At 60.4% G+C, this 21,180-nt stretch carries 20 protein-coding genes, 1 tRNA gene and 1 pseudogene; 17 read left to right on the forward strand and 5 right to left on the reverse strand.

Going from position 1 to position 21,180, the window contains the following annotated elements; all coding sequences use genetic code 11:
* Positions 1-124: 124 nt before the first annotated feature.
* Positions 125-1,558 carry a DegQ family serine endoprotease gene (locus AB4N85_RS01885; RefSeq protein WP_039760902.1) on the forward strand — a complete coding sequence of 478 codons (1,434 nt, stop codon included), beginning with the start codon at positions 125-127 and terminating at the stop codon, positions 1,556-1,558.
* Between the two features lie 81 nt (positions 1,559-1,639).
* Here the strand turns inward: AB4N85_RS01885 and AB4N85_RS01890 are convergent, their stop codons facing one another.
* Positions 1,640-3,073 (reverse strand): M48 family metalloprotease, encoded by a 1,434-nt coding sequence (locus tag AB4N85_RS01890; RefSeq protein ID WP_024011999.1) that lies wholly within the window; start codon positions 3,071-3,073, stop codon positions 1,640-1,642.
* A 96-nt stretch (positions 3,074-3,169) separates the two neighbouring features.
* On the opposite strand from AB4N85_RS01890, the gene AB4N85_RS01895 reads away from it, so the two are divergent.
* Positions 3,170-3,409 (forward strand): sulfurtransferase TusA family protein, encoded by a 240-nt coding sequence (locus tag AB4N85_RS01895; protein WP_041478863.1) that lies wholly within the window; start codon positions 3,170-3,172, stop codon positions 3,407-3,409.
* Positions 3,410-3,441: 32 nt separating this feature from the next.
* The gene (locus AB4N85_RS01900) at positions 3,442-4,512 is read left to right on the forward strand and encodes an AI-2E family transporter (RefSeq protein WP_041478862.1); all 1,071 of its coding nucleotides are present in this window, start codon (positions 3,442-3,444) and stop codon (positions 4,510-4,512) included.
* Positions 4,513-4,631: 119 nt separating this feature from the next.
* On the opposite strand, the gene AB4N85_RS01905 is transcribed toward AB4N85_RS01900, so the two are convergent.
* Together AB4N85_RS01905 and AB4N85_RS01910 are read right to left on the reverse strand one after the other, a co-directional pair.
* A complete protein-coding gene (locus tag AB4N85_RS01905) occupies positions 4,632-5,105 on the reverse strand; it encodes a peroxiredoxin (RefSeq protein WP_041478861.1) in 474 nt (157 codons plus the stop codon).
* Between the two features lie 10 nt (positions 5,106-5,115).
* Positions 5,116-5,676 (reverse strand): glycine cleavage system transcriptional repressor, encoded by a 561-nt coding sequence (locus AB4N85_RS01910; protein ID WP_024012001.1) that lies wholly within the window; start codon positions 5,674-5,676, stop codon positions 5,116-5,118.
* 328 nt (positions 5,677-6,004) lie between these two features.
* Here AB4N85_RS01910 and dapA point away from each other — a divergent pair, with 328 nt between their 5' ends.
* The 7 genes and pseudogenes from dapA to AB4N85_RS01945 form a co-directional block, all read left to right on the forward strand.
* Positions 6,005-6,883, forward strand: coding sequence for a 4-hydroxy-tetrahydrodipicolinate synthase (dapA, locus tag AB4N85_RS01915; RefSeq protein WP_016771265.1), 879 nt, complete (start codon positions 6,005-6,007; stop codon positions 6,881-6,883).
* Positions 6,884-6,900: 17 nt separating this feature from the next.
* Positions 6,901-8,016 (forward strand): outer membrane protein assembly factor BamC, encoded by a 1,116-nt coding sequence (bamC, locus tag AB4N85_RS01920; RefSeq protein ID WP_460066735.1) that lies wholly within the window; start codon positions 6,901-6,903, stop codon positions 8,014-8,016.
* 6 nt (positions 8,017-8,022) lie between these two features.
* Complete coding sequence (locus tag AB4N85_RS01925) at positions 8,023-8,784, forward strand: MBL fold metallo-hydrolase (RefSeq protein ID WP_024012002.1); 762 nt, start codon at positions 8,023-8,025, stop codon at positions 8,782-8,784.
* 28 nt (positions 8,785-8,812) lie between these two features.
* Positions 8,813-9,526, forward strand: a complete 714-nt coding sequence (gene purC / locus AB4N85_RS01930) for a phosphoribosylaminoimidazolesuccinocarboxamide synthase (RefSeq protein ID WP_016771262.1) — start codon at positions 8,813-8,815, stop codon at positions 9,524-9,526.
* An 84-nt stretch (positions 9,527-9,610) separates the two neighbouring features.
* Positions 9,611-9,700: transfer RNA gene (locus tag AB4N85_RS01935), tRNA-Ser, on the forward strand.
* Positions 9,701-9,819: 119 nt separating this feature from the next.
* The gene (gene chrA, locus AB4N85_RS01940; protein WP_460066741.1) at positions 9,820-11,175 is read left to right on the forward strand and encodes a chromate efflux transporter; all 1,356 of its coding nucleotides are present in this window, start codon (positions 9,820-9,822) and stop codon (positions 11,173-11,175) included.
* A gap of 40 nt (positions 11,176-11,215) precedes the next feature.
* Positions 11,216-11,350: pseudogene (locus AB4N85_RS01945) on the forward strand (manganese catalase family protein); the annotation flags it as partial.
* 23 nt (positions 11,351-11,373) lie between these two features.
* Here the strand turns inward: AB4N85_RS01945 and AB4N85_RS01950 are convergent.
* Positions 11,374-12,372 (reverse strand): ribonuclease Z, encoded by a 999-nt coding sequence (locus AB4N85_RS01950; RefSeq protein WP_460066744.1) that lies wholly within the window; start codon positions 12,370-12,372, stop codon positions 11,374-11,376.
* Positions 12,373-12,568: 196 nt separating this feature from the next.
* On the opposite strand from AB4N85_RS01950, the gene AB4N85_RS01955 reads away from it, so the two are divergent.
* Positions 12,569-14,146: a histidine kinase famiy protein gene (locus AB4N85_RS01955; protein ID WP_315434943.1), complete on the forward strand. Its 1,578-nt coding sequence runs from the start codon at positions 12,569-12,571 to the stop codon at positions 14,144-14,146.
* 152 nt (positions 14,147-14,298) lie between these two features.
* Positions 14,299-15,276 (forward strand): SDR family oxidoreductase, encoded by a 978-nt coding sequence (locus AB4N85_RS01960; RefSeq protein ID WP_460066746.1) that lies wholly within the window; start codon positions 14,299-14,301, stop codon positions 15,274-15,276.
* Positions 15,277-15,389: 113 nt separating this feature from the next.
* On the opposite strand, the gene AB4N85_RS01965 is transcribed toward AB4N85_RS01960, so the two are convergent.
* A complete protein-coding gene (locus AB4N85_RS01965) occupies positions 15,390-15,581 on the reverse strand; it encodes a YegP family protein (RefSeq protein ID WP_016771242.1) in 192 nt (63 codons plus the stop codon).
* A 275-nt stretch (positions 15,582-15,856) separates the two neighbouring features.
* On the opposite strand from AB4N85_RS01965, the gene AB4N85_RS01970 reads away from it, so the two are divergent.
* The 5 genes from AB4N85_RS01970 (at position 15,857) to AB4N85_RS01990 (ending at position 21,031) form a co-directional block, all read left to right on the forward strand.
* Entirely contained in the window at positions 15,857-16,822 is a 966-nt protein-coding gene (locus AB4N85_RS01970) for a glycosyltransferase family 2 protein (RefSeq protein WP_150636528.1), read from the forward strand.
* Positions 16,823-16,825: 3 nt separating this feature from the next.
* Positions 16,826-17,536 carry a class I SAM-dependent methyltransferase gene (locus AB4N85_RS01975; RefSeq protein ID WP_315434945.1) on the forward strand — a complete coding sequence of 237 codons (711 nt, stop codon included), beginning with the start codon at positions 16,826-16,828 and terminating at the stop codon, positions 17,534-17,536.
* Between the two features lie 20 nt (positions 17,537-17,556).
* Positions 17,557-17,919 (forward strand): GtrA family protein, encoded by a 363-nt coding sequence (locus tag AB4N85_RS01980; protein WP_076566420.1) that lies wholly within the window; start codon positions 17,557-17,559, stop codon positions 17,917-17,919.
* A complete protein-coding gene (locus tag AB4N85_RS01985; RefSeq protein WP_460066751.1) occupies positions 17,916-20,021 on the forward strand; it encodes a DUF6311 domain-containing protein in 2,106 nt (701 codons plus the stop codon). Before AB4N85_RS01980 ends, AB4N85_RS01985 begins: the two co-directional genes overlap by 4 nt.
* Before the next feature lie 89 nt (positions 20,022-20,110).
* On the forward strand, positions 20,111-21,031 hold the full coding sequence (locus tag AB4N85_RS01990) for a LysR substrate-binding domain-containing protein (protein ID WP_095180648.1): 921 nt from the start codon (positions 20,111-20,113) through the stop codon (positions 21,029-21,031).
* Positions 21,032-21,180: the final 149 nt, after the last annotated feature.

The raw sequence follows: 21,180 nt of genomic DNA on the forward strand, positions 1-21,180 counted from the left end.
TTATAGGTCAGAGCCTCACGGCTCTGGCCTTGTTTGTTGTTCCCGGAACAAAAATACCGGTCTGTGGTTTCCGGTGTTCCTTTGCTCCATATCGCTTAACCCTGCTCGTCGTAACGGGAGCTGTATGTCGATACCTAGTTTGAAGTCTTATCTTTCCATCTTCGCCACCGTGCTGTTGCTCGGTCAGGCGGTCCCTGCTGCGCAAGCGGCCGATCTGCCTGATTTCACCCAGTTGGTCGAACAAGCGTCGCCAGCGGTAGTGAATATCAGTACCACGCAGAAACTGCCGGACCGTCGCGTGAATCAGCAGATGCCGGATCTGGAAGGTCTGCCACCGATGCTGCGCGAATTCTTCGAGCGTGGCATGCCGCCTCAGCAGCGCTCGCCGCGTGGCGACGGGCGTCAGCGTGAAGCGCAATCGCTGGGTTCGGGGTTCATCATTTCGCCGGATGGCTACATCCTCACCAACAACCACGTGATCGCCGATGCTGACGAAATCCTCGTCCGTCTGGCTGACCGCAGTGAGATGAAAGCCAAGCTGGTCGGCACCGATCCACGTTCCGACGTGGCGTTGCTGAAAATCGAAGGCAAGGATCTGCCGGTGCTCAAGCTCGGCAAATCCCAGGATCTGAAGGCCGGCCAGTGGGTCGTCGCGATCGGTTCGCCATTCGGCTTTGACCACACCGTGACCCAAGGCATCGTCAGCGCTGTCGGCCGCAGCCTGCCGAACGAAAACTATGTGCCGTTCATTCAAACCGACGTGCCGATCAACCCGGGCAACTCCGGTGGCCCGCTGTTCAACCTGAACGGTGAAGTGGTCGGCATCAACTCGCAGATCTACACCCGCTCCGGTGGCTTCATGGGCGTGTCGTTTGCCATTCCGATCGACGTGGCGATGGATGTTTCCAACCAGCTCAAAAGCGGTGGCAAAGTCAGCCGCGGCTGGCTGGGCGTAGTCATCCAGGAAGTGAACAAGGACCTCGCCGAGTCATTTGGTCTGGACAAGCCAGCTGGCGCGCTGGTAGCGCAGATCCAGGATGACGGCCCTGCGGCCAAGGGCGGCCTGCAGGTTGGCGACGTGATCCTGAGCATGAACGGTCAGCCGATCGTCATGTCTGCCGATCTGCCGCATCTGGTCGGCGCACTGAAGGCTGGCGCCAAAGCCAATCTGGAAGTGATTCGTGAAGGCAAGCGCAAGAATGTCGAGTTGACTGTCGGCGCGATTCCGGACGAAGACAAAGAGCTGGACGCGCTGCCGAAATCCGGCGCTGAAAGCAGCAGCAACCGCCTCGGTGTTGCGGTCGGTGAATTGACCGCCGAGCAGAAGAAAACCTACGACCTCAAAGGTGGTGTGGTGATCAAGGAAGTGCAGGACGGTCCTGCGGCCCTGATCGGTCTGCAGCCGGGTGACGTGATCACCCACCTGAACAACCAGGCCATCGGTTCGGCCAAGGAGTTCACCGACATCGCCAAAGCGTTGCCGAAGAACCGTTCGGTGTCGATGCGCGTGCTGCGTCAGGGCCGTGCCAGCTTCATCACCTTCAAACTGGCTGAATAAGCCAGCAACAAGGTAAAAAAGAAACCGCCTCGAAAGAGGCGGTTTTTTTGTATCTGAAGTTTTTGTCTTGTCTGGAACGACTCAGCCCATCATGTCCTTGACCATACGCTCCTGTTCCATCAGCTCACGCTGGCGGGCATCGATGCGCGAGGACAGCGGGAAGTTGTTGCCAGCCTTGCGCTTGGCGAAGTCCAACTGCTGAATGGCCTGGCGGTAATCGCCGACCAGCGCAAAATACTCGGCTCGCGCCTGGTGCAGGCCGATGATGTTGCCCGACAAGCCACGGGTTTCAGCAACCTGATACCAGACGTCCGGATCATCCGGGCGGGACTTGAGCAGGCTGTCCAGCGCCTTCTCGGCATCGGCGGCGCGATTCTGTTTCAGCAGCAGATCGACGCGCACCTGATTCAGCGGATAGTTGCCCGGGAACTGCGTGAGCATGCGGTCGACCCGTGATTGCGCATCGGGCAAGCGATTGTTTGTGATGTCCAGATCGACCTGCGCGAGGTTGTAGATGATCTCGTTCGGCGACTTGGCCAACAATTGCTTGAGGTTCTCGCGGGCTTCGTTGAGCTGGCCACCCTTGATTTGCGCGATGGCGAGGCCGTAACGCGCGACATCGTTTTTCGGGTTCTCATCGAGCAGGGCGCGGAAACGCTTGGCGCCCAGCCCCGGGGTTTCCTCATAGATCAACTGCACCCGCGCGCGGATCAACTGGTAGCGCATGCTGTCTTCGATGCCGCCCGGTTTCGCCTGCTCGGCGCGGTTGCGGGTATCGGCGATACGCGATTCGGTGACCGGGTGAGTCAGGAGGAATTCCGGCGGCTTGGCGTCGAAGCGGTACTGGCGCATCAGGCGTTCGAACATGGTCGGCATCGAGCGCGGATCGTATCCGGCCTTTTCCAGGTTGAGAATGCCGATGCGGTCGGCTTCCTGTTCGTTCTGCCGCGAGAAGCGCCGTTGTTCCTGCAACGCCGCAGCCTGGGTGCCGGCGATGGTGGCGATGCCGGCATCACCGCCGCCCGCCGCCGCAATGACGATACCCGCCAGCAACGCGGCCATCATCGGCACCTGCATTCTTTGTGAAGCTTCCACCCCGCGAGCAAAGTGGCGTTGCGACAAGTGTGCCAATTCGTGAGCGAGCACCGAGGCGTACTCACCCTCGGTCTGGGCGTTGAGGAACAGGCCGCCGTTGACCCCGACCACGCCGCCAGGCGCTGCAAAGGCGTTGAGTTGCGGGCTGTTGATCAGGATGAATTCCAGGCGTCGGTCGGAAACCTGGCTGGTCTCGACCAGCTTGTACACGCTGGATTCGACGTAGTCCTTGAGCTGCGGATCGTTAAGCTGGGAAACCTGACTGCGCAGCATGGCCAGCCAGGCGCGGCCGAGCTGGTATTCCTGTTGCGGCGAGACAATGGCAGAGCTGGCGTCGCCGAGTGACGGCAGATCGTCGGCAAAGCCTGGTGAGGCGAGCAGGCAAGCGAGCGTCAGCAGGGTAGGGCGCAGAAAAGTCATGCACAAAGCCTTGGAGGACAAAGACCTTACTGTAGCCGGACACCGAAGCCGCGACCAGATATTCTAGGCAGCTCGACAACGAACCGGAGTGACGCAATGACTGACGCTGTAGCCCATGACGTGGAACTGGACGCCAGTGGCCTGAACTGTCCGTTGCCGTTGCTCAAGGCAAAAATGGAACTCAACAAACTGCACAGCGGCGCTGTGCTCAAGGTGATCGCTACCGATGCCGGCTCGCAACGCGACTTCCGTACCTTTGCCAAACTGGCCGGTCATGCGCTGTTGCGCGAAGAAGACGAGGCTGGCGTCTACCGTTACTGGTTGAAAAAAGCCTGACGCGAGCGCGTTAACGATCGAAGGGATTATTGATGTTCAAAGTGTTACGCGACTGGATTCAGCGCTACTTCTCCGATGAAGAAGCCGTGGTGCTGGCGGTGCTGCTGGTTCTCGCCTTCACCGCCGTGCTCACCCTCGGCGGCATGCTTGCGCCCGTATTGGCGGGGATGGTGCTGGCGTATCTGATGCAAGGCCTGGTGGTGACGCTCGAGCGACTGCGCGTGCCGGGCGGCGTGGCGGTGGGACTGGTCTTTGCGCTGTTCATGGGCGCGCTGATGCTTTTTATTGTCGTGGTGCTGCCGCTGCTGTGGCATCAGTTGATCACGCTGTTCAACGAGTTGCCGGGCATGCTCGCCAAGTGGCAGTCGCTGTTGCTTCTATTGCCCGAGCGCTATCCGCATCTGGTGTCCGACGAGCAAGTCTTGCAAGCGATCGAAGCGGCGCGGGGCGAGATTGGCAAGTTTGGTCAGTGGGCACTGACTTTCTCGTTGTCGAGTTTGCCGCTGCTGGTGAACATCATGATCTACCTGGTGCTGGTGCCGATTCTGGTGTTTTTCTTCCTCAAGGATCGGGCGATGATTGGCGAGTGGGTGCGTGGCTATCTGCCTCGCGAGCGCGCGCTGATCACCCGCGTCGCGCAGGAAATGAACCGGCAGATCGCCAATTACATACGTGGCAAAGGCATCGAGATCGTGATTTGCGGCGGCGTGACCTACATCGCCTTCATCGCGCTGGGCCTGAACTACGCGGCGCTGCTGGCGTTGCTGGTCGGCTTGTCGGTGGTGGTGCCATATGTCGGTGCGGTAGTGGTGACCGTGCCGGTGCTGCTGATTGCGCTGTTCCAGTGGGGCTGGAGCGATCAGTTCATCTACCTGATGGCGGTCTACGGAATCATTCAGACGCTGGACGGCAACGTGCTGGTGCCGTTGCTGTTTTCGGAAGCAGTGAACCTGCATCCGGTGGCGATCATCTGCGCGGTGTTGTTGTTTGGCGGATTGTGGGGATTCTGGGGTGTGTTCTTTGCGATCCCGCTGGCGACGCTGTTCAAGGCTGTGCTCGATGCGTGGCCGCGCAAGGAGCCGGTGGTGGCGCCGTTGCTTTAAATCGGGGTGAGGCTTTTGGCCTCATCGCTGGCAAGCCAGCTCCCACAGGTTTTGTATGTGCTGAACCCTGTGGGAGCTGGCTTGCCAGCGATGGCGTCGGTGACGACGCAGCAAAAACATCAGGCTTTATTCAGAGCCTCAGCCGCCGCCAGCACGGCATCAACATGCCCCGGCACTTTCACGCCACGCCATTCCTGACGCAGCACACCGTCCTTATCAATCAGGAAAGTGCTGCGATCAACGCCCAGGTATTCCTTGCCATACAGCTTTTTCAGCTTGATCACGTCGAACAGCTGGCAAACCGCCTCGTCCTTATCGCTGATCAGCTCGAAGGGGAATTCCTGTTTGCCTTTGAAGTTTTCGTGCGACTTCAAGCTGTCGCGGGAAATGCCGAAGACTTCGGTGTTGGCAGCCTTGAATGCCGCATATTGATCGCGAAAGCCCTGGCCTTGAGTGGTGCAGCCCGGGGTGCTGTCCTTTGGGTAGAAGTAGATCACCACTTGCTTGCCCTTGAGTTCGGACAGGCTGACGGTCTGCCCGCTGGTCGCAGGCGCGGTGAAATCCGCAACCGGTTGGTCGATGACAACGGCCATGAAAGCTTCCTTACATTGGGTTTTGTGGGCGCCAAGGCTCGATCAGGGCATCCAGGTTCATCGCGTCGGCGAAATCGAGGAACTGATCGCGCAGCCAGCTGATCTGCGTGTTGGCCGGCAGGGTCACGGTGAACGTGGCGTTGAGCATGGTGCCGCCGGTCTGCGGAGCCTGGTAAGTGTCGCAGGTGAGGTTTTCCAGTTCGACGTTATGGTCCATGAAGAACTGGCACAGCTCATTGATGATGTCCGGGCGATACGCCGAGCTGACGTAAGCCACGTAAGGCAGCGCTTGCGGACGATTTTCCAGAGCGGCGCTGCGCACCACGTTGACGGTGAAAGCGTGACGCTTGGCCAGCAATGGCAGGCTGCCTTCGAGGCGCGCGAGGGCGTCCCAGCTACCGGAAACTTCCAGCACCAGAGCGCTGCACTCGCCGTGGCGGGTCAGGCGAGAGGTGACGACGGCGCAGCGGTTTTCATGGCTGGCGCGGCACAGGACGTTGGTCAGCTCCATGGGGTTGGCGCCGAGGGCACTGATGACAAGGAATTGTTCGCGAACTGTGGGGGTGGACATGCAGCATTCCTAAAGCGATGAGCGGTCGGTAGGTTGACGGGCATTGGTGGCCGGGCGTGCCTGTTCTGGCGGTCCGTATAAAGAGCCCCGGCCAGCGTTCGCGGCTCGCTCCACTGTGCGGGAGCGCGTCGATGCGACGCAGGAACGGGGCCTGGGAGGCCGAAAGGGGAGGCTGAAACCCGGCGTACAAGCTGATCTGTACCGATCAAAGTCTGAAGGGTAGCGAAAAGCGGCGCCAAGGGGAATGGCGGCGGCGCAGTACTTCGCTTGTGCAAGCATCTTGGCGCCAGTACCATTACCGCTCTCTTTTTCCGGCAGGAGCGGTTTCATGATTGCGGGCAGTATGGTGGCACTGGTCACTCCCATGGATGCACAAGGGCGTCTTGACTGGGACAGCCTCAGCAAACTCGTGGACTTCCACCTCAAGAACGGCACCCATGCCATCGTCGCCGTCGGTACTACCGGCGAGTCGGCCACCCTTGATGTAGAAGAGCACATCGCCGTCATCAAAGCCGTGGTCAAACAGGTTGCCGGGCGCATTCCGGTCATCGCCGGCACCGGCGCCAATTCGACCCGCGAAGCCGTCGAGCTGACCCGCAACGCCAAGGCCGCCGGCGCCGATGCCTGCCTGCTGGTGGTTCCTTATTACAACAAGCCGACCCAGGAAGGCCTGTACCAGCACTTCAAGCACATCGCTGAAGCGGTCGACATTCCGCAGATTCTCTACAACGTTCCCGGCCGCACCTCCTGCGACATGCAGGCCGAGACGGTGATTCGCCTGTCCACCGTGCCGAACATCATCGGCATCAAGGAAGCCACCGGCGACCTCAAGCGCGCCAAAGCGATCATCGATGGCGTGAGCAAGGATTTCATCGTGCTGTCCGGCGATGATCCGACCGCTGTCGAGCTGATCCTGCTGGGCGGCAAAGGCAACATCTCGGTCACCGCCAACGTCGCCCCGCGCGAAATGGCTGACCTGTGCGAGGCCGCGCTGAAGGGCGACGCCGATACCGCACGCGCAATCAACGAAAAACTGATGCCGCTGCACAAGGACCTGTTCATCGAAGCCAACCCGATTCCGGTGAAGTGGGCTTTGGTCGAAATGGGCCTGATGCACGAAGGCATCCGCCTGCCACTGACCTGGCTGAGCACCCCTTGTCATGAAACGCTGCGCTCGGCCCTGCGCCAGTGCAACGTCCTGGTTTAATTGAGGAAGTACAACGCATGAAGCGAATGGCCGGACTTTCCGCACTTGCCTTGATTATCTCCAGCACCAGTGGCTGCGGATGGGTCTGGGGGCCGGAAGGTTATTTCCGCGACCGTGGAAGCGATTACCTGCAAGCGCAACAGACTGCACCGATGCAATTGCCACCGGATGTGAGCACTGCCAAGCGTCTCGATCCGCTGTTGCCGATCCCGCGCAATGTGGCCGATGACACCGCGACGGGCGAATACGTCGTGCCGCGTCCTCAGCCGCTGTCGGCGGTTGCCGATGCCACGGATTACTCGCTGCAGAAGAGCGGTGATACGCGTTGGGTCGTGGCCCAGCACCCACCGGCCGAAGTCTGGCCAGTGGCGCTGCAGTTCTTCCAGGACAACGGTTTCCGTCTGGATGAACAGCGTCCGCAGACCGGCGAGTTCACCACTACCTGGCAGCACTCCGACGAGCTGTCCGCTTCGATGGCCAAGCGCCTGAGTGCGGCCGGTATCGCCAGCGACAGCGAAACCCGTGTGCGCGTACGTATCGAGCCGGGCGTGCAGCGCAACACCAGTGAAATCTACGTAGTCAGCGCCGAGCGTCCTGCCGGCAGCACGGCCGACGTGGCCTTCACCAACCGTTCGGTCAACACTGGCCTGGACGCTGCGCTGGTCGACGACATGCTCGCGAGCATGAGTCGCACCTCCGAGAAGGGCGGCTCGGTGTCGATGCTGGCCTCGCGTGATTTCGACGCCCCGAGCCGTGTCAGCCTGAACGAAGACGGCAGCGGCAACCCGGTCTTGAACGTCGGTACCGATCTGGACCGCGCCTGGTCGAGCGTCGGCCGTGCGCTGGAACAGGGCGAATGGCGCGTTGAAGACATCAACCGCAGCCTGGGCTTGTACTACATCAACCTGGCCGAAAAAGCCGAGAAGAAAGACGACAAGCCTGGCTTCTTCAGCAGCCTGTTCGGCAGTGCGCCGAGCAAGGAAGAAGTCGAAGCCCGCGCCGAGCGTTATCAGGTTCGCCTGAGCAGGGTGGGCGAGAACATCCAGGTCACCGTCGAAAAGAACATCAACACCGTCGCGCCGGCCGATGTCGCGCGTAAAGTGTTGAGCGTGATTCAGGACAACCTGGGCTGATCCGATATGCGTTTTGCCGTTCTCGGCAGCGGTAGCCAAGGGAACGGCACGCTGATCGCCAGTGCTGATACGTACGTGCTGGTTGATTGTGGTTTTTCCCTGCGGGAAACCGAAAGACGTCTGTTGCGCCTGGGTGTGCACCCGGCGCAACTGAGCGCGATACTCGTGACCCACGAACATGCCGACCACGTGCATGGCGTGGGTTTGCTGTCTCGGCGCTACAATCTGCCGGTCTACCTCAGTCGCGGCACACTGCGCGGGATGCGCAAACCGCTGGAACCGGCAGGCTTTCTGGCCGGCGGCGAGCAACTGCAGATCGGCGCACTGAACGTCGGGGTCATTGCCGTGGCCCATGACGCGCAGGAGCCGACCCAGTACGTCTTCAGCGATCAGGAACAGCGGCGCTTCGGCCTGCTGACCGACCTGGGATCGTTCTGCGAGCGGGTGCTGGATGGCTATCGGGACCTCGATGCATTGATGATCGAGTCCAACCATTGCCGCGACATGCTGGCCCGTGGTCACTACCCGTACTTTCTCAAGCAGCGGGTGGGCGGCGAACGCGGACATCTGAACAACCATCAGGCGGCATTCCTGGTGGCCGAGTTGGGCTGGCAGGGTTTGCAACACCTGGTGCTGGCCCATCTGAGCAGCAAGAACAACCTGCCGCAGCTGGCCCGGCAATGTTTTGTCGACACCCTCGGGTGCGACCCGGACTGGCTGCAACTGGCCGATCAAGATTCAGGGCTCGACTGGCGCCACATCGCCTAGCCCACCTACTTAGCAAGCGGAGCCCATCATGGAAAAACGTGAAGAACTCTACCGCGGCAAAGCCAAATCGGTTTACAAGACCGACGACGCTGACCGCTTGATCCTGCTGTTTCGCAACGACACTTCGGCGTTCGACGGCAAGCGCATCGAACAGCTTGATCGCAAAGGTATGGTGAACAACAAGTTCAACGCCTTCATCATGCAGAAACTCGAAGCGGCCGGCGTGCCGACCCAGTTCGACAAACTGCTGGGCGACAACGAATGCCTGGTGAAGAAGCTCGACATGATCCCGGTGGAATGCGTCGTGCGTAACTACGCCGCCGGCAGCCTGGTCAAGCGTCTGGGCGTCGAAGAGGGCATGAAGCTCAACCCGTACACCTTCGAACTGTTCTTGAAGGACGACGCCAAGGGCGACCCGTTCATCAACGAATCCCACGTTGTGGCATTCGGTTGGGGCACCGCCGAGCAACTGGCGCGCATGAAGGAACTGTCGCTCAAGGTTAACGAAGTCCTGAGCAAACTGTTCGACGACGCCGGCCTGCTGCTGGTCGACTTCAAGCTTGAATTCGGCGTATTCAGCGACGGCTCCATCGTTCTCGGCGACGAGTTCAGCCCGGACGGCTGCCGTCTATGGGACAAGGACACCAAGAAGAAGATGGACAAGGACCGCTTCCGCCAGGGCCTCGGTGATGTCATCGAAGCCTACGAAGAAGTCGCCGCTCGTCTGGGCGTACCGCTTTAATCGACGCAAGCATCTGATAGCACGGAAAAAATTTCGTTTGGGGGGTTCGCAACCGACGAAAGTGTTGTTATGATGCGCGCCGTTGGAGAGATGCCAGAGTGGCCGAATGGGACGGATTCGAAATCCGTTGTACCTTCACCGGTACCTAGGGTTCGAATCCCTATCTCTCCGCCATTATTGAACAAGACGAAGCCCCCGTAATCATTGCTGATTGCGGGGGCTTTTTCGTTTCTGGCGTTTTGTTCGCAATGCTTTTCGGGTACAACCTGCCGACTGCATAAAGGAACAGCTCGATGAGTGAAGTTCAGCCGTTGGCGGGTGATGATGACGTTAGGCCGCAGAGCGTGAGTTTGCTCGAGGCGTTCTGGTTCTGGTTGAAGCTGGGCTTTATCAGTTTCGGCGGGCCGGCCGGGCAGATTTCGATCATGCATCAGGAACTGGTCGAGCGCCGGCGCTGGATTTCCGAGCGGCGTTTTCTGCATGCCTTGAACTATTGCATGTTGCTGCCCGGGCCGGAGGCGCAGCAGCTGGCGACCTACATTGGCTGGCTGATGCATCGAAGCTGGGGCGGGATTGTGGCCGGGGCGTTGTTCGTGTTGCCTTCGCTGTTCATCCTGATTTTCCTGTCGTGGCTCTATATCGCCTTCGGTGAGGTGCCGGTAGTGGCCGGGCTGTTTTACGGGATCAAGCCTGCGGTGACGGCCATCGTCGTGCAGGCGGCCCATCGGATCGGTTCGCGGGCGCTGAAGAACAATTGGCTGTGGGCAATTGCGGCGGGATCGTTTACGGCGATTTTTGCGTTCAATGTGCCGTTTCCGCTGATCGTGCTGGGCGCGGCGGTGATTGGCTATTTCGGCGGTCGAATGGCGCCGGAGAAATTCAGGGCCGGCGGGCATAGTGCGGCAAAGAAGTCTTTCGGTCCGGCGTTGATCGACGACGACACGCCAACACCGGCCCATGCCCGTTTCAGCTGGACGAAACTGGCCATGCTCGCCGTGATTGGCGCCGCGCTGTGGGCATTGCCGATGGGCGTGTTGACCGCGCTATTCGGCTGGCAGGGCACGTTGACGCAAATGAGCTGGTTCTTCACCAAGGCAGCGCTGCTCACCTTTGGCGGAGCTTATGCGGTGTTGCCCTATGTCTATCAAGGTGCGGTCGGTCACTACGGCTGGCTGACCCCGACACAGATGATCGACGGCCTGGCGCTGGGCGAGACCACACCGGGGCCGCTGATCATGGTGGTGGCGTTTGTCGGTTTTGTCGGGGCTTATGTGTCGCAGGTGTTCGGCGCCGATCAGGTGTTCCTCGCCGGAGCGGTCGCCGCCGCGCTGGTGACGTGGTTTACCTTTCTACCCTCATTCCTGTTCATCCTCGCCGGCGGCCCGCTGGTGGAGTCGACGCACGACGAACTCAAATTCACCGCCCCGCTTACCGCGATCACCGCTGCGGTGGTCGGCGTGATTCTCAATCTGGCGTGTTTCTTCGGCTATCACGTGCTCTGGCCGCAGGGTTTCAGCGGCAGCCTGGATTGGCCCTCGGCATTGATCGCCATTGCGGCAGCCGTTGCGCTGTTTCGCTTCAAACGCGGAGTGATTCAGGTGTTGCTGGGCTGTGCTTTGGTTGGGTTGGTGGTGCATTTGCTGCGTTAGTGGTCGCGGCGCCGGAAATCGAATCGCGCGCTGGAGGCCTGAAGAACTCAGTCACCTGGAGATCATTGGCTCGATCATCGTCATGCTCAACAAGGGCGCCGACATGCGCTCCAACATCGCAGCTGAAGCACGGGCGAAGATCGTCTATGAGCGCTTGATGGGGCGCGCGCCTGACATCAGGCGGCGCGCCCCGGTTGATCACTGGGAAATGTTCGTGACTTGCAAAGATTTGCGCTCGATCGCTACGGGCTGCAAATGCCCCAAACGGTCGAGGTGATAGCGCTGCAGATCCCGCGCCAGAATCAGTTGGCCGTGATACAGCGCTGCCGCTTCGTTGCGCACATCCTCGATCGACGGGCTCACCGCCGGATTGGCCTGATAGCGCGCGCTGAAATGCGTCAACACCAGATTGCGCACCCCGGCTGATTCGGCGAAACCGGCGACAGCGGCGGCGCTGCTGTGGCCGTAACTGGCACGAGCGCGGTCGATTGCTGCCTGCACGAATGTCGCTTCATGCACCAGCACATCCGCCGATTGCGCCACTTCGGCCAGCAGTGCCGGACGATCGTTATCGCCGCAGACAATGATGCGTCGATCAGGTCGTGAACTCAGCAGATAGTCGCGAGCGTGCAGCATCCGCCCGTCAACCTCCACGTCCTGACCGTGGGCCAACTGACCCCAGAGCGGGCCGCGTTCGATACCCTCGGCATCCAGGCGCTGCACGTCCAGACGCGGTTCCGGGTCGGACTCGGTGAACACATAACCATGACACGGCACACGGTGCGACAACTCGACGGTCTGCACCTGAACGTTGACGCTGCGCCACTCTGTGAGCGTTTCCACAGCGTGCAGGTTGATCTCGAACGGCAGATACGATTGCGTCACCTCCAGACTCATTTTCAGCCATGGATGCAGCGATGTTGGCAGCACAATGTCCAGTGGCCGCGTGCGTCCGGACATGCCGGTGCTCGCCAGCAGACCCGGCAAGCCCAAGCAGTGATCGGCGTGCACATGAGTGATGAAAATCGCCCGCAATTCACTCAGTGACAGCGGCGTGCGCAGCACCTGATGCTGAGTGCCTTCACCGCAATCGATCAGGTACCAGCCCTTGCCGGCAGACGCGATCAATGCTGTTGCGCTGACGTTGCGCTGGCGGGTCGGCACGCCGGCGGACGTGCCCAGAAACAACAAATCCACGGTGGTTCTCCCTGGCGGATCGGATTTCAGATATTGCGTGCAGTTCTCGGTGAGCTTTCGACAATCAGCGAGGCGATTCGGATCCATCGATGGACTGCGACAATTCATCGGACACCCGCGCTGTCGGCGGCTGGCCTCGGCACTTCGCTCGCTGATGATGGTCACAGCGAAACGGAGTCACTTAGCGGAGGTCAACTTGCCCAGAAAATCCAGGCCGATCGTCGACCGCGCCGATGCGGCGACCCTTTCGCAAGAACGCAAAGATGTGTTTTTCGCGGCGGTGCAGGTCAGCCGCATGGCCATGATTGTCACCGATCCAGCGCAGCCCGACGATCCCATCATTTTTGCCAACAATGCGTTTCTTGAACTCAGCGGCTACGAGCTGGAAGAAGTGCTCGGGCGCAACTGCAGGTTTCTGCAAGGCGAGCAGACTGATCGTGCGGTGTTGCAACGGGTCAAGCAAGCGCTGAAACATCAACACGAAACCTGCGTGGAGGTGCTCAACTATCGCAAGGACGGCTCGTCGTTCTGGAACGAGCTGTTCATCGCGCCGCTATTCAACGAGCGCGGACAACTGGTGTATTTCTTCGCTTCGCAAATGGACGTCAGCCGCCGCCGTGACGCCGAGGACGGTTTGCGTTACAGCGAAAACATGGAAGCACTCGGGCAGTTGACCGGTGGCATTGCCCACGATTTCAACAATCTGTTGCAAGTGATGATCGGCTACATCGAGCTGATCCAGCACACCGCCAAGCGGCCGAGCATCGATCCGCAACGCATCGTGGTCGGCGCCGGCCACGCTCGCGCGGCGGCCGAAAAAGCACGTTTGCTGACCCAGCATCTGCTGGCATTCTCCCGCCGACAACGGCTCGAAGGCCGGGTGATCAATCTCAATGCCTTGCTTGAGCGCTCTACGCTGCCGACGCATGAATCCGCCGATCTGGAACCGCGATTCGAACTGGCCGAGGACTTGTGGAACTGCCGGCTCGACCCGGCGCAGGCCGAGATGGCGCTGAACCATTTGCTCTCCAACGCCTGCGATGCGCTGGTTGACCAGCAGCAACCTGCGATCACCGTGCAGACCCGCAACGTCGATGTACCGGACTCGACGGATCCGCACCAGGGCGGACTGGCGGCGGGGCGTTACGTCTGCATCGCGGTTGCCGATAACGGCGTGGGCATTGCCGCTGACGATCTCGACAAAGTGATGGAGCCGTTTTTCACCACCAAAGAGGAAGGCAACGGTGCCGGCCTCGGTTTGTCGATGGTTTACGGCTTCGTCAAGCAATCCGGCGGTGTGGTCAAAATCGAATCGACGCCGGGACTCGGCACCACGGTGCGCCTGTTCTTCCCGGCGGATGACAGTCAGCTATCGGCATCTGGCTCCGCTGAAACCGCAGAAAATCTCAAGGGCACGGAGCGCATCCTGATCGTCGAGGATCGCGCCGAAGTCGCTGAACTGGCGCGCTTTGTATTGTCCGAACAGGGTTACCACACCGACCTCGCTGCAGATGCGAGCGAGGCACTGGCCGTGCTGCAGAGTAGCGAATACGACCTGGTATTCACCGATTTGGTCATGCCGGGCGAGATGAACGGGCTGGCACTGGCGCGGGAAATCAGCCAGCGCTATCCGGCCATGAAGATCCTGCTGACGACCGGGTACTGCGCGGACGAGTCGACGCCCAATGAGCTGGCTGACAATGAGTTCGAATTGATCGCCAAGCCCTACGCGCCGGTGGACCTTTTGCGCAAGCTGCGCTTGATGCTCGGCTGAAAAAACGAACTGACGGCGCACGTTCGGCGTCCATCCTAAAGACTGCATTGAACAACCAGTGAGGGACCCGATCCCCGAGGAGATATTGGCAGTGAGCGATGACTTGATGATCAATAACGGGCCGATCGACTGAGCGTCAACGAGGACGGTTCATGCAGGAGCAATCTTTGGTGGTGATTAGCGGCGCCAGTGCTGGCGTCGGGCGCGCGGTGGCTCATCGGTTTGCCGCTGGGGGCTACCGCATCGGACTGTTGGCGCGTGATCCGGCGGGCCTGGCCGCCACGCAAGAGGAGCTGCAAGCGTATGGCGTTCAGGTTGAAACAGTCAGCGTCGACGTCGCCGATGCGCTCGCCGTGCAGCAGGCCGCCCAGCAACTGGAAACCGCGCTCGGGCCGCTGGCGGTATGGGTTAACGCGGCGATGGTCACGGTGCTTTCGCCGATAGAACAATTGTCTGCCGCCGAGATCGAGCGGGTTACTCAGGTGACCTATCTCGGCACGGTTCATGGCACGTTGGCAGCGCTGTCGTTGATGCGTCCGCGTAACAAAGGATTGATCATTCAGGTCGGCTCGGCGCTGGCCTATCGGGCCATTCCGTTGCAGGCCGCTTACTGCGGGGCAAAATTTGCCGTGCGCGGTTTTACCGATTCGTTGCGCTGTGAGTTGCTGCATGAGCGCAGCCATATTCGCGTGTGCATGGTGCAATTGCCCGCGATCAATACCCCGCAGTTTGACTGGGCGCGCAACAAATTGCCCAAGCGTCCCCAACCGGTGCCACCGATTCACGACCCCGACGTAGCGGCACGGGCGATTTTCAGTGTGGTAAAGCATCCTCCGCGAGAGTTGTGGCTGGGGTGGTCGACGATCAAAGCTATTATTGGGCAGTCGGTCATGCCCGGTCTGCTCGACCGTTTGATGGCGCGAAGTGCATGGTCCGGTCAGCAGACCAATGAGCCTGAAGACAACGAGCACCCGGACAACCTGTTCGAAGCGCAGCCGGATCGGCATCAGATTCGCGGCCGCTTCGTCGGCCGTTCCAGGGATGCAGCGCTGGCGTTGACGTCTACTCAAGTGATGGCGATATCGGCAGTGATTGCCATATTGGTCGGCGTAGTTCTGTTACAGCTCTGATGCTTTCCCGGTTCGCTCCACTGTCGACGCATCTCTGCGCGCGCTGCTAGAGGCGCCGGGGTGCATGGAAGCAACAAATGCAGCACATGCACCTTTGATGAATGTGGTTTCGCTCAAATCTCCTTGATCGGCGTCTCGCCCTGTACGGCTTTGATCAGGTTGATCACGTGCAGGCAATCAGCCTTGTTCACATACGATTCGCCACTGGCCACCGTCTCGTGGTTGCGCGCACGCAGGCGCCAGCGCCATTGGCCTTTGCCAGTGCTGGGGGTGCCTCGGGTTTGTCGGTAGATTTCGAAATACATACGGTTCGCTCCCTGCGATCGATAGGCGCGCCCACCTGTGTGGCGCATCGACGCAAGCCTAGCGCAGCGGTTTTTTTTGGCTATCGGGGATTTGTTTCCAATCGTTCGCGGATGTTTCTGAAAGACGCTGGCCAGAGCGCCGCGACTGCCCGGCGAATTGGCCGATATGACGCCGTGTCCTGCTTGCACGTGCGTGCCGGCTGCTGCTTAATACGGCACGGCTCATGGCCTCGAAAGACTTTCGATGACCGACAAACTATAAAAAGAGCACTCCTTTGACTGAGCACGGAACGCAACAGGCCGGGCAGGTGACGTTGTCGCTGGTGATCCCCGTTTTCAACGAGGCCGACAGCCTCGACAGCTTTCTTTCGCGCATCGACGACGTCTTTCAGACGCAGGCACTGATCGATCTTGAACTGGTCTTCATCAACGATGGCAGCACCGACACCACCCTTGAGCGCTTGCTTGAACGGCAGCGGCAAGACTCGCGTCTGCGCATCGTCGATCTAAGCCGCAACTTCGGCAAGGAAGCGGCGTTGTCGGCCGGTCTGCAAATGGCCACCGGGCAGATCGTGGTACCGATCGACGCCGATCTGCAGGACCCGCCGGAAGTCATTTTGCAGATGATCGAGCGCTGGCGCGAAGGTTACGAAGTGGTGCTGGGGCATCGTGTCAGCCGCCGCAGCGACACGTGGGCCAAATCGACCTCGGCCCACTGGTTCTATCGCCTGCACAACCGCATCGCCGAACAGCCGTTGCCGGAGAACGTTGGCGACTTCCGCCTGATGGACCGCTGCGTGGTCGATGCCTTGCTGACCCTGCCTGAGTCGCGACGCTTCATGAAAGGTCTGTTCGCCTGGGTCGGTTTCCGCACCACTCATGTCGACTACGAGCGCCCCGAGCGCGTGGCCGGGCAAAGCAAATTCAATGGCTGGCGGCTGTGGAACTTCGCCCTCGAAGGCATCACCAGTTTCAGCACCGAGCCGCTGCGGGTCTGGACTTACCTGGGGGCAACGGTTTCGCTGGTGTCGTTTGCGTTCGCCATGTTCATTGTCCTGCGCACACTGATCCACGGTGTCGACTTGCCTGGTTATGCCTCGCTGATGGTCGCAGTCACGTTCCTTGGCGGTCTGCAATTGATCGGCATTGGCGTACTCGGCGAATACCTTGGCCGCACCTATATCGAATCCAAACGCCGGCCGGTTTTTCTGGTGCGTCGCGTTTACGACCCCAAGGACTGACAGATGGATCTCAAGGAAACCGACATCCTCGGCGACAGCATCGATGAGCATTGGTATTACTGCTGCAAAGCGGCGGCGACCCGGCGATTGCTGGGTAACATGCCGATCCGACGAATACTCGATGTCGGTGCCGGCTCGGGGTTTTTCTCGCATCATCTGCTGACCCACACCGACGCGCATGAGGCGTGGTGCGTCGACATCAGTTACCCCGCCGATTCAAGCGCCACCACCGCGGGCAAACCGGTGCATTACCGCCGCGGCATCGACAGCATCGATGCCGATCTGGTGTTACTGATGGACGTGCTCGAGCATGTCGACGACGACCTCGGCCTGCTCAAAAACTATGTCGATAAAGTGCCTTCGGGCAGTCGTTTTCTGATGACGGTGCCGGCGTTTCAGTTTCTCTGGAGCGGTCATGATGATTTTCTCGAGCACAAGCGCCGCTACACCCTCGCGCAATTCGAAACTCTGGCGGGCGATGCCGGTTTGACCGTGCAGCGCGGCGCCTACTATTTCGGTGCGGTGTTTCCGATCGCCGCAGCGTTGCGCCTGATGCCTCAAGGTTCGCAAACCGCACGGCCGCAGTCGCAACTCAAGCGTCATCACCCGTGGGTCAACAGCGTGCTCAAGACTCTTTGCCGACTCGAGTTGCCGTTGATGGGCAGCAACCGGCTGGCCGGTTTGAGCGTCTTCGTGCTGGCGCAGAAACCGTGATCGATAGTGATCGTTCAGCGATGGTTCGCCGTGGTCTGCGCTTTGCCCTGACCGGGCTGTTCGTCACTGCGCTGCATGCGCTGGTGGCTGTGCTGTTCATCCGCTTCATCGCGCCCGAACCGCCGCTGGCCAATGGTTTCGCCTTTGCCATGGCGACCGTTGTGTCGTATGTGATCAATACCACCTGGAGCTTTTCAGCTCGCCTGCACGGGCGCACGTTACTGCGCTTTGTGTCGGTCTCGGCGGGCGGTTTTCTATTGGCGATGGCGGTTGCCTGGGCGGCGCAAATGGCTGGGTTGCATTATTTGCTCGGAATCGGCGCCGTGGCCCTGACGGTGCCGGCATTTACTTTCGTTTTGCATAATTTCTGGACGTATCGATGAAGCTTTGCTCAACCTCTCGGGCCGCTGCGCTGTTGCCTGTGCTGCTAGGCATTCTGGCGTTTTTTATCGTGGTCGGCCCTCGGGCGTTGAACCCGATGAACATTGCCTGGCTGGGCGACGGCGACCCGGCCACCCACTACCAGGGTTGGGTGTTTTTCCGGCACTCGCCATGGAGCTTTCCGCTGGGGCTCAATCCGTCTTATGGACTTGAATTGAGCAATGGCTTGATCTTTTCCGATTCCAATCCCCTGTTCGCCTTTTTGTTCAAGCCGTTTTCGGCGCTGTTGCCGGAGCCGTTTCAGTATTTCGGACTGTGGTTGCTGACCTGCTTCATTCTGCAGAGCTGGTTTGCCTGGAAACTGCTCGGCCTGGTGAGCCGCGACGCGGTTCTGCGGTTGCTCGGCACCGGGCTGTTTTTATTCGTTCCGGCCATGCTGATCCGCATGAGCGTGCACCTGTCCCTGGGCGGGCATTTCATGTTGCTGGCCGCGCTGTACCTGGCGCTGCGGCCATTCACGCCAAAACGCTCTCTGGCCTGGGGAACGTTGCTGGCGGCGGCCGCGCTGATTCACGCCTATTTGCTGGCGATGATTGCGCTGATCTGGCTCGCCGATCTCGCAGCACACACCCTGCGGCGACATCTGGCGCCGCGCAAAGCTGTGGCCGAACTGATCGGTCTGTTTTTGCTGGTGAGTCTGTGTTGCTGGCAGGCGGGCTACTTCAGCGTCGGCGATGACGGCCTGGCACTGATGGGCTACGGTCTGTTCCGCGCCAATGTGCTGAGCTTTTTCGACCCGGGAACCTGGTCGTTTGCCCTGCGCGACATGCCCGGTGTGTTGGGCGATGGTGACGGTTTTGCTTTCCTTGGTTTGGGTGTGGTGTTCCTGTTCATCTGCGCCTTCGCGGCATGGCTGCAACGCGGCACGGATGTTCACCTCAAGCCACGTCGTTACCCGTTGCTGTTGCTCGCGCTCGCCGGCCTGGCGCTGTTTGCGTTTTCCAACAACATCGGGGTCGGCCCATTCGAGTTGCACATCCCGCTGCCGGATGCGGTGGTGGCGGTGGCGACGATTTTTCGCGGTTCGGGGCGGATGATCTGGCCTGTCATGTACATGGCGATTTTCGCCATTCTGTACGTGGTGATTCGCGGCCATACTTCGCGCACGGCACGGATTCTGCTGAGCATTGCCCTGTTGCTGCAAGTGGCGGATACGCGTTCCGGTTGGGGAGAGTCGCGCAACCTGTTCATGGCCACGCCGGCGCCACAATGGCCGACGCCACTGGTTGATCCGTTCTGGGATCAGGCAGCCCGCCATTATCAGGCGGTGCGCTGGCTGCGCCCGGAGAATTATCCGGAGCAGTGGCGAACGCTGGCCGAGTATGCGGGACGCCATCATCTGCCGACCAATGCGGTCTACCTCGGCCGCATGAGTACCAAGGCCACCGAGGCGGCCCAGGCTGTGGCCGACCAGATCGTCAGCTCTGGTCAATACGCCGCCGATACGTTGTATGTACTCGATAGCCGCACTGTGCTGCCGGCCGCGCTGACTCTCAATCGCGAGACTGACGTACTCGCCAGAATCGACGGTTTGAACGTGCTGGCGCCCGGCTGGAAGCGTTGCGCCGATTGCCCGCCCATCGTGGCCGCGGATCCCCTTACGCTGATTTCGCCAATGAAGTCGAACGAGCGCGTGACCTTCAACGTTACCAGCCTGGCGACGTTTTTCCTCGGCAGCGGATGGTCGAAAAGCGAACCGTGGGGTACGTGGTCCGAGGGCAGTGAATCGCAAATCATTCTGCGGCCCGAGGCCCCGGTGAGATCATTTGTGCTGGAAGCCAACGCTTTGATTGCGCCGTCGCATACCGAACAGGGGCTGGAGATTAGCGTCAACGATGTGCCGGTGCTCTCCACCCGCTTGCTCAAGGCCGAAGCGAACGTTGTCAGCGTTGATCTGCCAGCGGAAGTCCAGCAGCGCATTGAGCGTGAAGGCGTGCTGGTGATTCGTTTCCAGCACGCCGATGCCGTCAGCCCGAGAGCGCTGGGCATGGGACTCGATCCGCGCAAACTGGCCATTGGCATTCTGGCGTTGACGCTTCATTGACCCTTCAGTGACTGTTCGGCGCAGCGGCCCATAGACGCGGTTCTTGGGCCTTTCTACACTGCCGCTATTCCGGGGAGCAGGGGCAAAGGATGAACCGCAATGAACTACGCAAGGCCGACATCAACCTGATGGTGGTGTTCGAGACCCTGATGCTCGAACGCAACGTGACCCGCGCGGCGGAGAAACTGTTCCTCGGCCAGCCGACCATCAGCTCGGCGCTCAACCGTTTGCGCACGATGCTCAACGATCCGCTGTTCATCCGCGTCGGCCATCGCATGGAGCCGACGGCCCGCGCTGAAGATATTTACCGCCATCTCAAACCGGCACTGGATTCACTGTCGGCGGCGCTGAGCCTGACCCGCGATTTCGATCCCGCGACGAGCACCATGACCTTTCGCATCGGCCTCTCCGACGACGTCGAATTCGGCCTGCTGCCGCCGCTGTTGCGCGCGCTGCGCCAAGAGGCGCCGAGTGTGGTGTTCGTGGTGCAGCATGTCGATTACTGGCGCATTCCCGACCTGCTCGCCGCCGGCGATATCACCGTCGGCATCAGCCAGACCCGTGGCCTGCCGGCCAACGCCAAACGCAAACTGCTGCGGCATATCCAGCCAAGCATCCTGCGCGCCGATGCCTCTGATACGCCGCTGACTCTCGATGAATATTGCGCGCGTCCGCATGTGCTGGTGTCGCACACGGCCAATGTCAGTGGCTACGCCGATGAGTGGCTGGCGGAACTGGGGCGCACGCGGCAGGTGGTGTTGTCGGTGCCGCAGTACAGCGCACTGCCGGCGTTGCTGGCCGGCACTGACCTGATTGCCAGCCTGCCGGATTACACCGCAGCGGCGATGGCGGCGTCCGGGGCGCTGTTCCAGGAACCGTTTCCGTTCAAGACGCCGACACTGGACCTGTCGATGGTCTGGCTCAGCCACGTCGACAGCGACCCGGCCGAACGCTGGCTGCGCTCGCGGCTGGAAGCATTCATGAGTGAACGGCCGGGTATTCAGATCTGACAGATGCCACGTATCCCTGTGGGAGCGAGCCTGCTCGCGAAGCGGTTCAGCAGGCGCGGGTGTGCAAACTGAAAGGACGCTTTCGCGAGCAGGCTCGCTCCCACAAATGACGCAGTGTGATTGTGGTATATGTACGCCCCGCATCCGCC

It is taken from the genome of Pseudomonas sp. H1_G08 (genome assembly GCF_054681355.1).

What these genes read in the sequence shown, in the direction of transcription:
- AB4N85_RS01910 (WP_024012001.1), bottom strand. Translation starts at nt 5,676, where the DNA reads ATGTCCACCCCCACAGTTCGCGAACAATTCCTTGTCATCAGTGCCCTC.
- dapA (WP_016771265.1), top strand. Translation starts at nt 6,005, where the DNA reads ATGATTGCGGGCAGTATGGTGGCACTGGTCACTCCCATGGATGCACAA.
- AB4N85_RS01890 (WP_024011999.1), bottom strand. Translation starts at nt 3,073, where the DNA reads ATGACTTTTCTGCGCCCTACCCTGCTGACGCTCGCTTGCCTGCTCGCC.
- AB4N85_RS01965 (WP_016771242.1), bottom strand. Translation starts at nt 15,581, where the DNA reads ATGTATTTCGAAATCTACCGACAAACCCGAGGCACCCCCAGCACTGGC.
- purC (WP_016771262.1), top strand. Translation starts at nt 8,813, where the DNA reads ATGGAAAAACGTGAAGAACTCTACCGCGGCAAAGCCAAATCGGTTTAC.
- AB4N85_RS01960 (WP_460066746.1), top strand. Translation starts at nt 14,299, where the DNA reads ATGCAGGAGCAATCTTTGGTGGTGATTAGCGGCGCCAGTGCTGGCGTC.
- AB4N85_RS01985 (WP_460066751.1), top strand. Translation starts at nt 17,916, where the DNA reads ATGAAGCTTTGCTCAACCTCTCGGGCCGCTGCGCTGTTGCCTGTGCTG.
- AB4N85_RS01900 (WP_041478862.1), top strand. Translation starts at nt 3,442, where the DNA reads ATGTTCAAAGTGTTACGCGACTGGATTCAGCGCTACTTCTCCGATGAA.
- AB4N85_RS01975 (WP_315434945.1), top strand. Translation starts at nt 16,826, where the DNA reads ATGGATCTCAAGGAAACCGACATCCTCGGCGACAGCATCGATGAGCAT.
- AB4N85_RS01980 (WP_076566420.1), top strand. Translation starts at nt 17,557, where the DNA reads ATGGTTCGCCGTGGTCTGCGCTTTGCCCTGACCGGGCTGTTCGTCACT.
- AB4N85_RS01990 (WP_095180648.1), top strand. Translation starts at nt 20,111, where the DNA reads ATGAACCGCAATGAACTACGCAAGGCCGACATCAACCTGATGGTGGTG.
- chrA (WP_460066741.1), top strand. Translation starts at nt 9,820, where the DNA reads ATGAGTGAAGTTCAGCCGTTGGCGGGTGATGATGACGTTAGGCCGCAG.
- bamC (WP_460066735.1), top strand. Translation starts at nt 6,901, where the DNA reads ATGAAGCGAATGGCCGGACTTTCCGCACTTGCCTTGATTATCTCCAGC.
- AB4N85_RS01925 (WP_024012002.1), top strand. Translation starts at nt 8,023, where the DNA reads ATGCGTTTTGCCGTTCTCGGCAGCGGTAGCCAAGGGAACGGCACGCTG.
- AB4N85_RS01885 (WP_039760902.1), top strand. Translation starts at nt 125, where the DNA reads ATGTCGATACCTAGTTTGAAGTCTTATCTTTCCATCTTCGCCACCGTG.
- AB4N85_RS01905 (WP_041478861.1), bottom strand. Translation starts at nt 5,105, where the DNA reads ATGGCCGTTGTCATCGACCAACCGGTTGCGGATTTCACCGCGCCTGCG.
- AB4N85_RS01895 (WP_041478863.1), top strand. Translation starts at nt 3,170, where the DNA reads ATGACTGACGCTGTAGCCCATGACGTGGAACTGGACGCCAGTGGCCTG.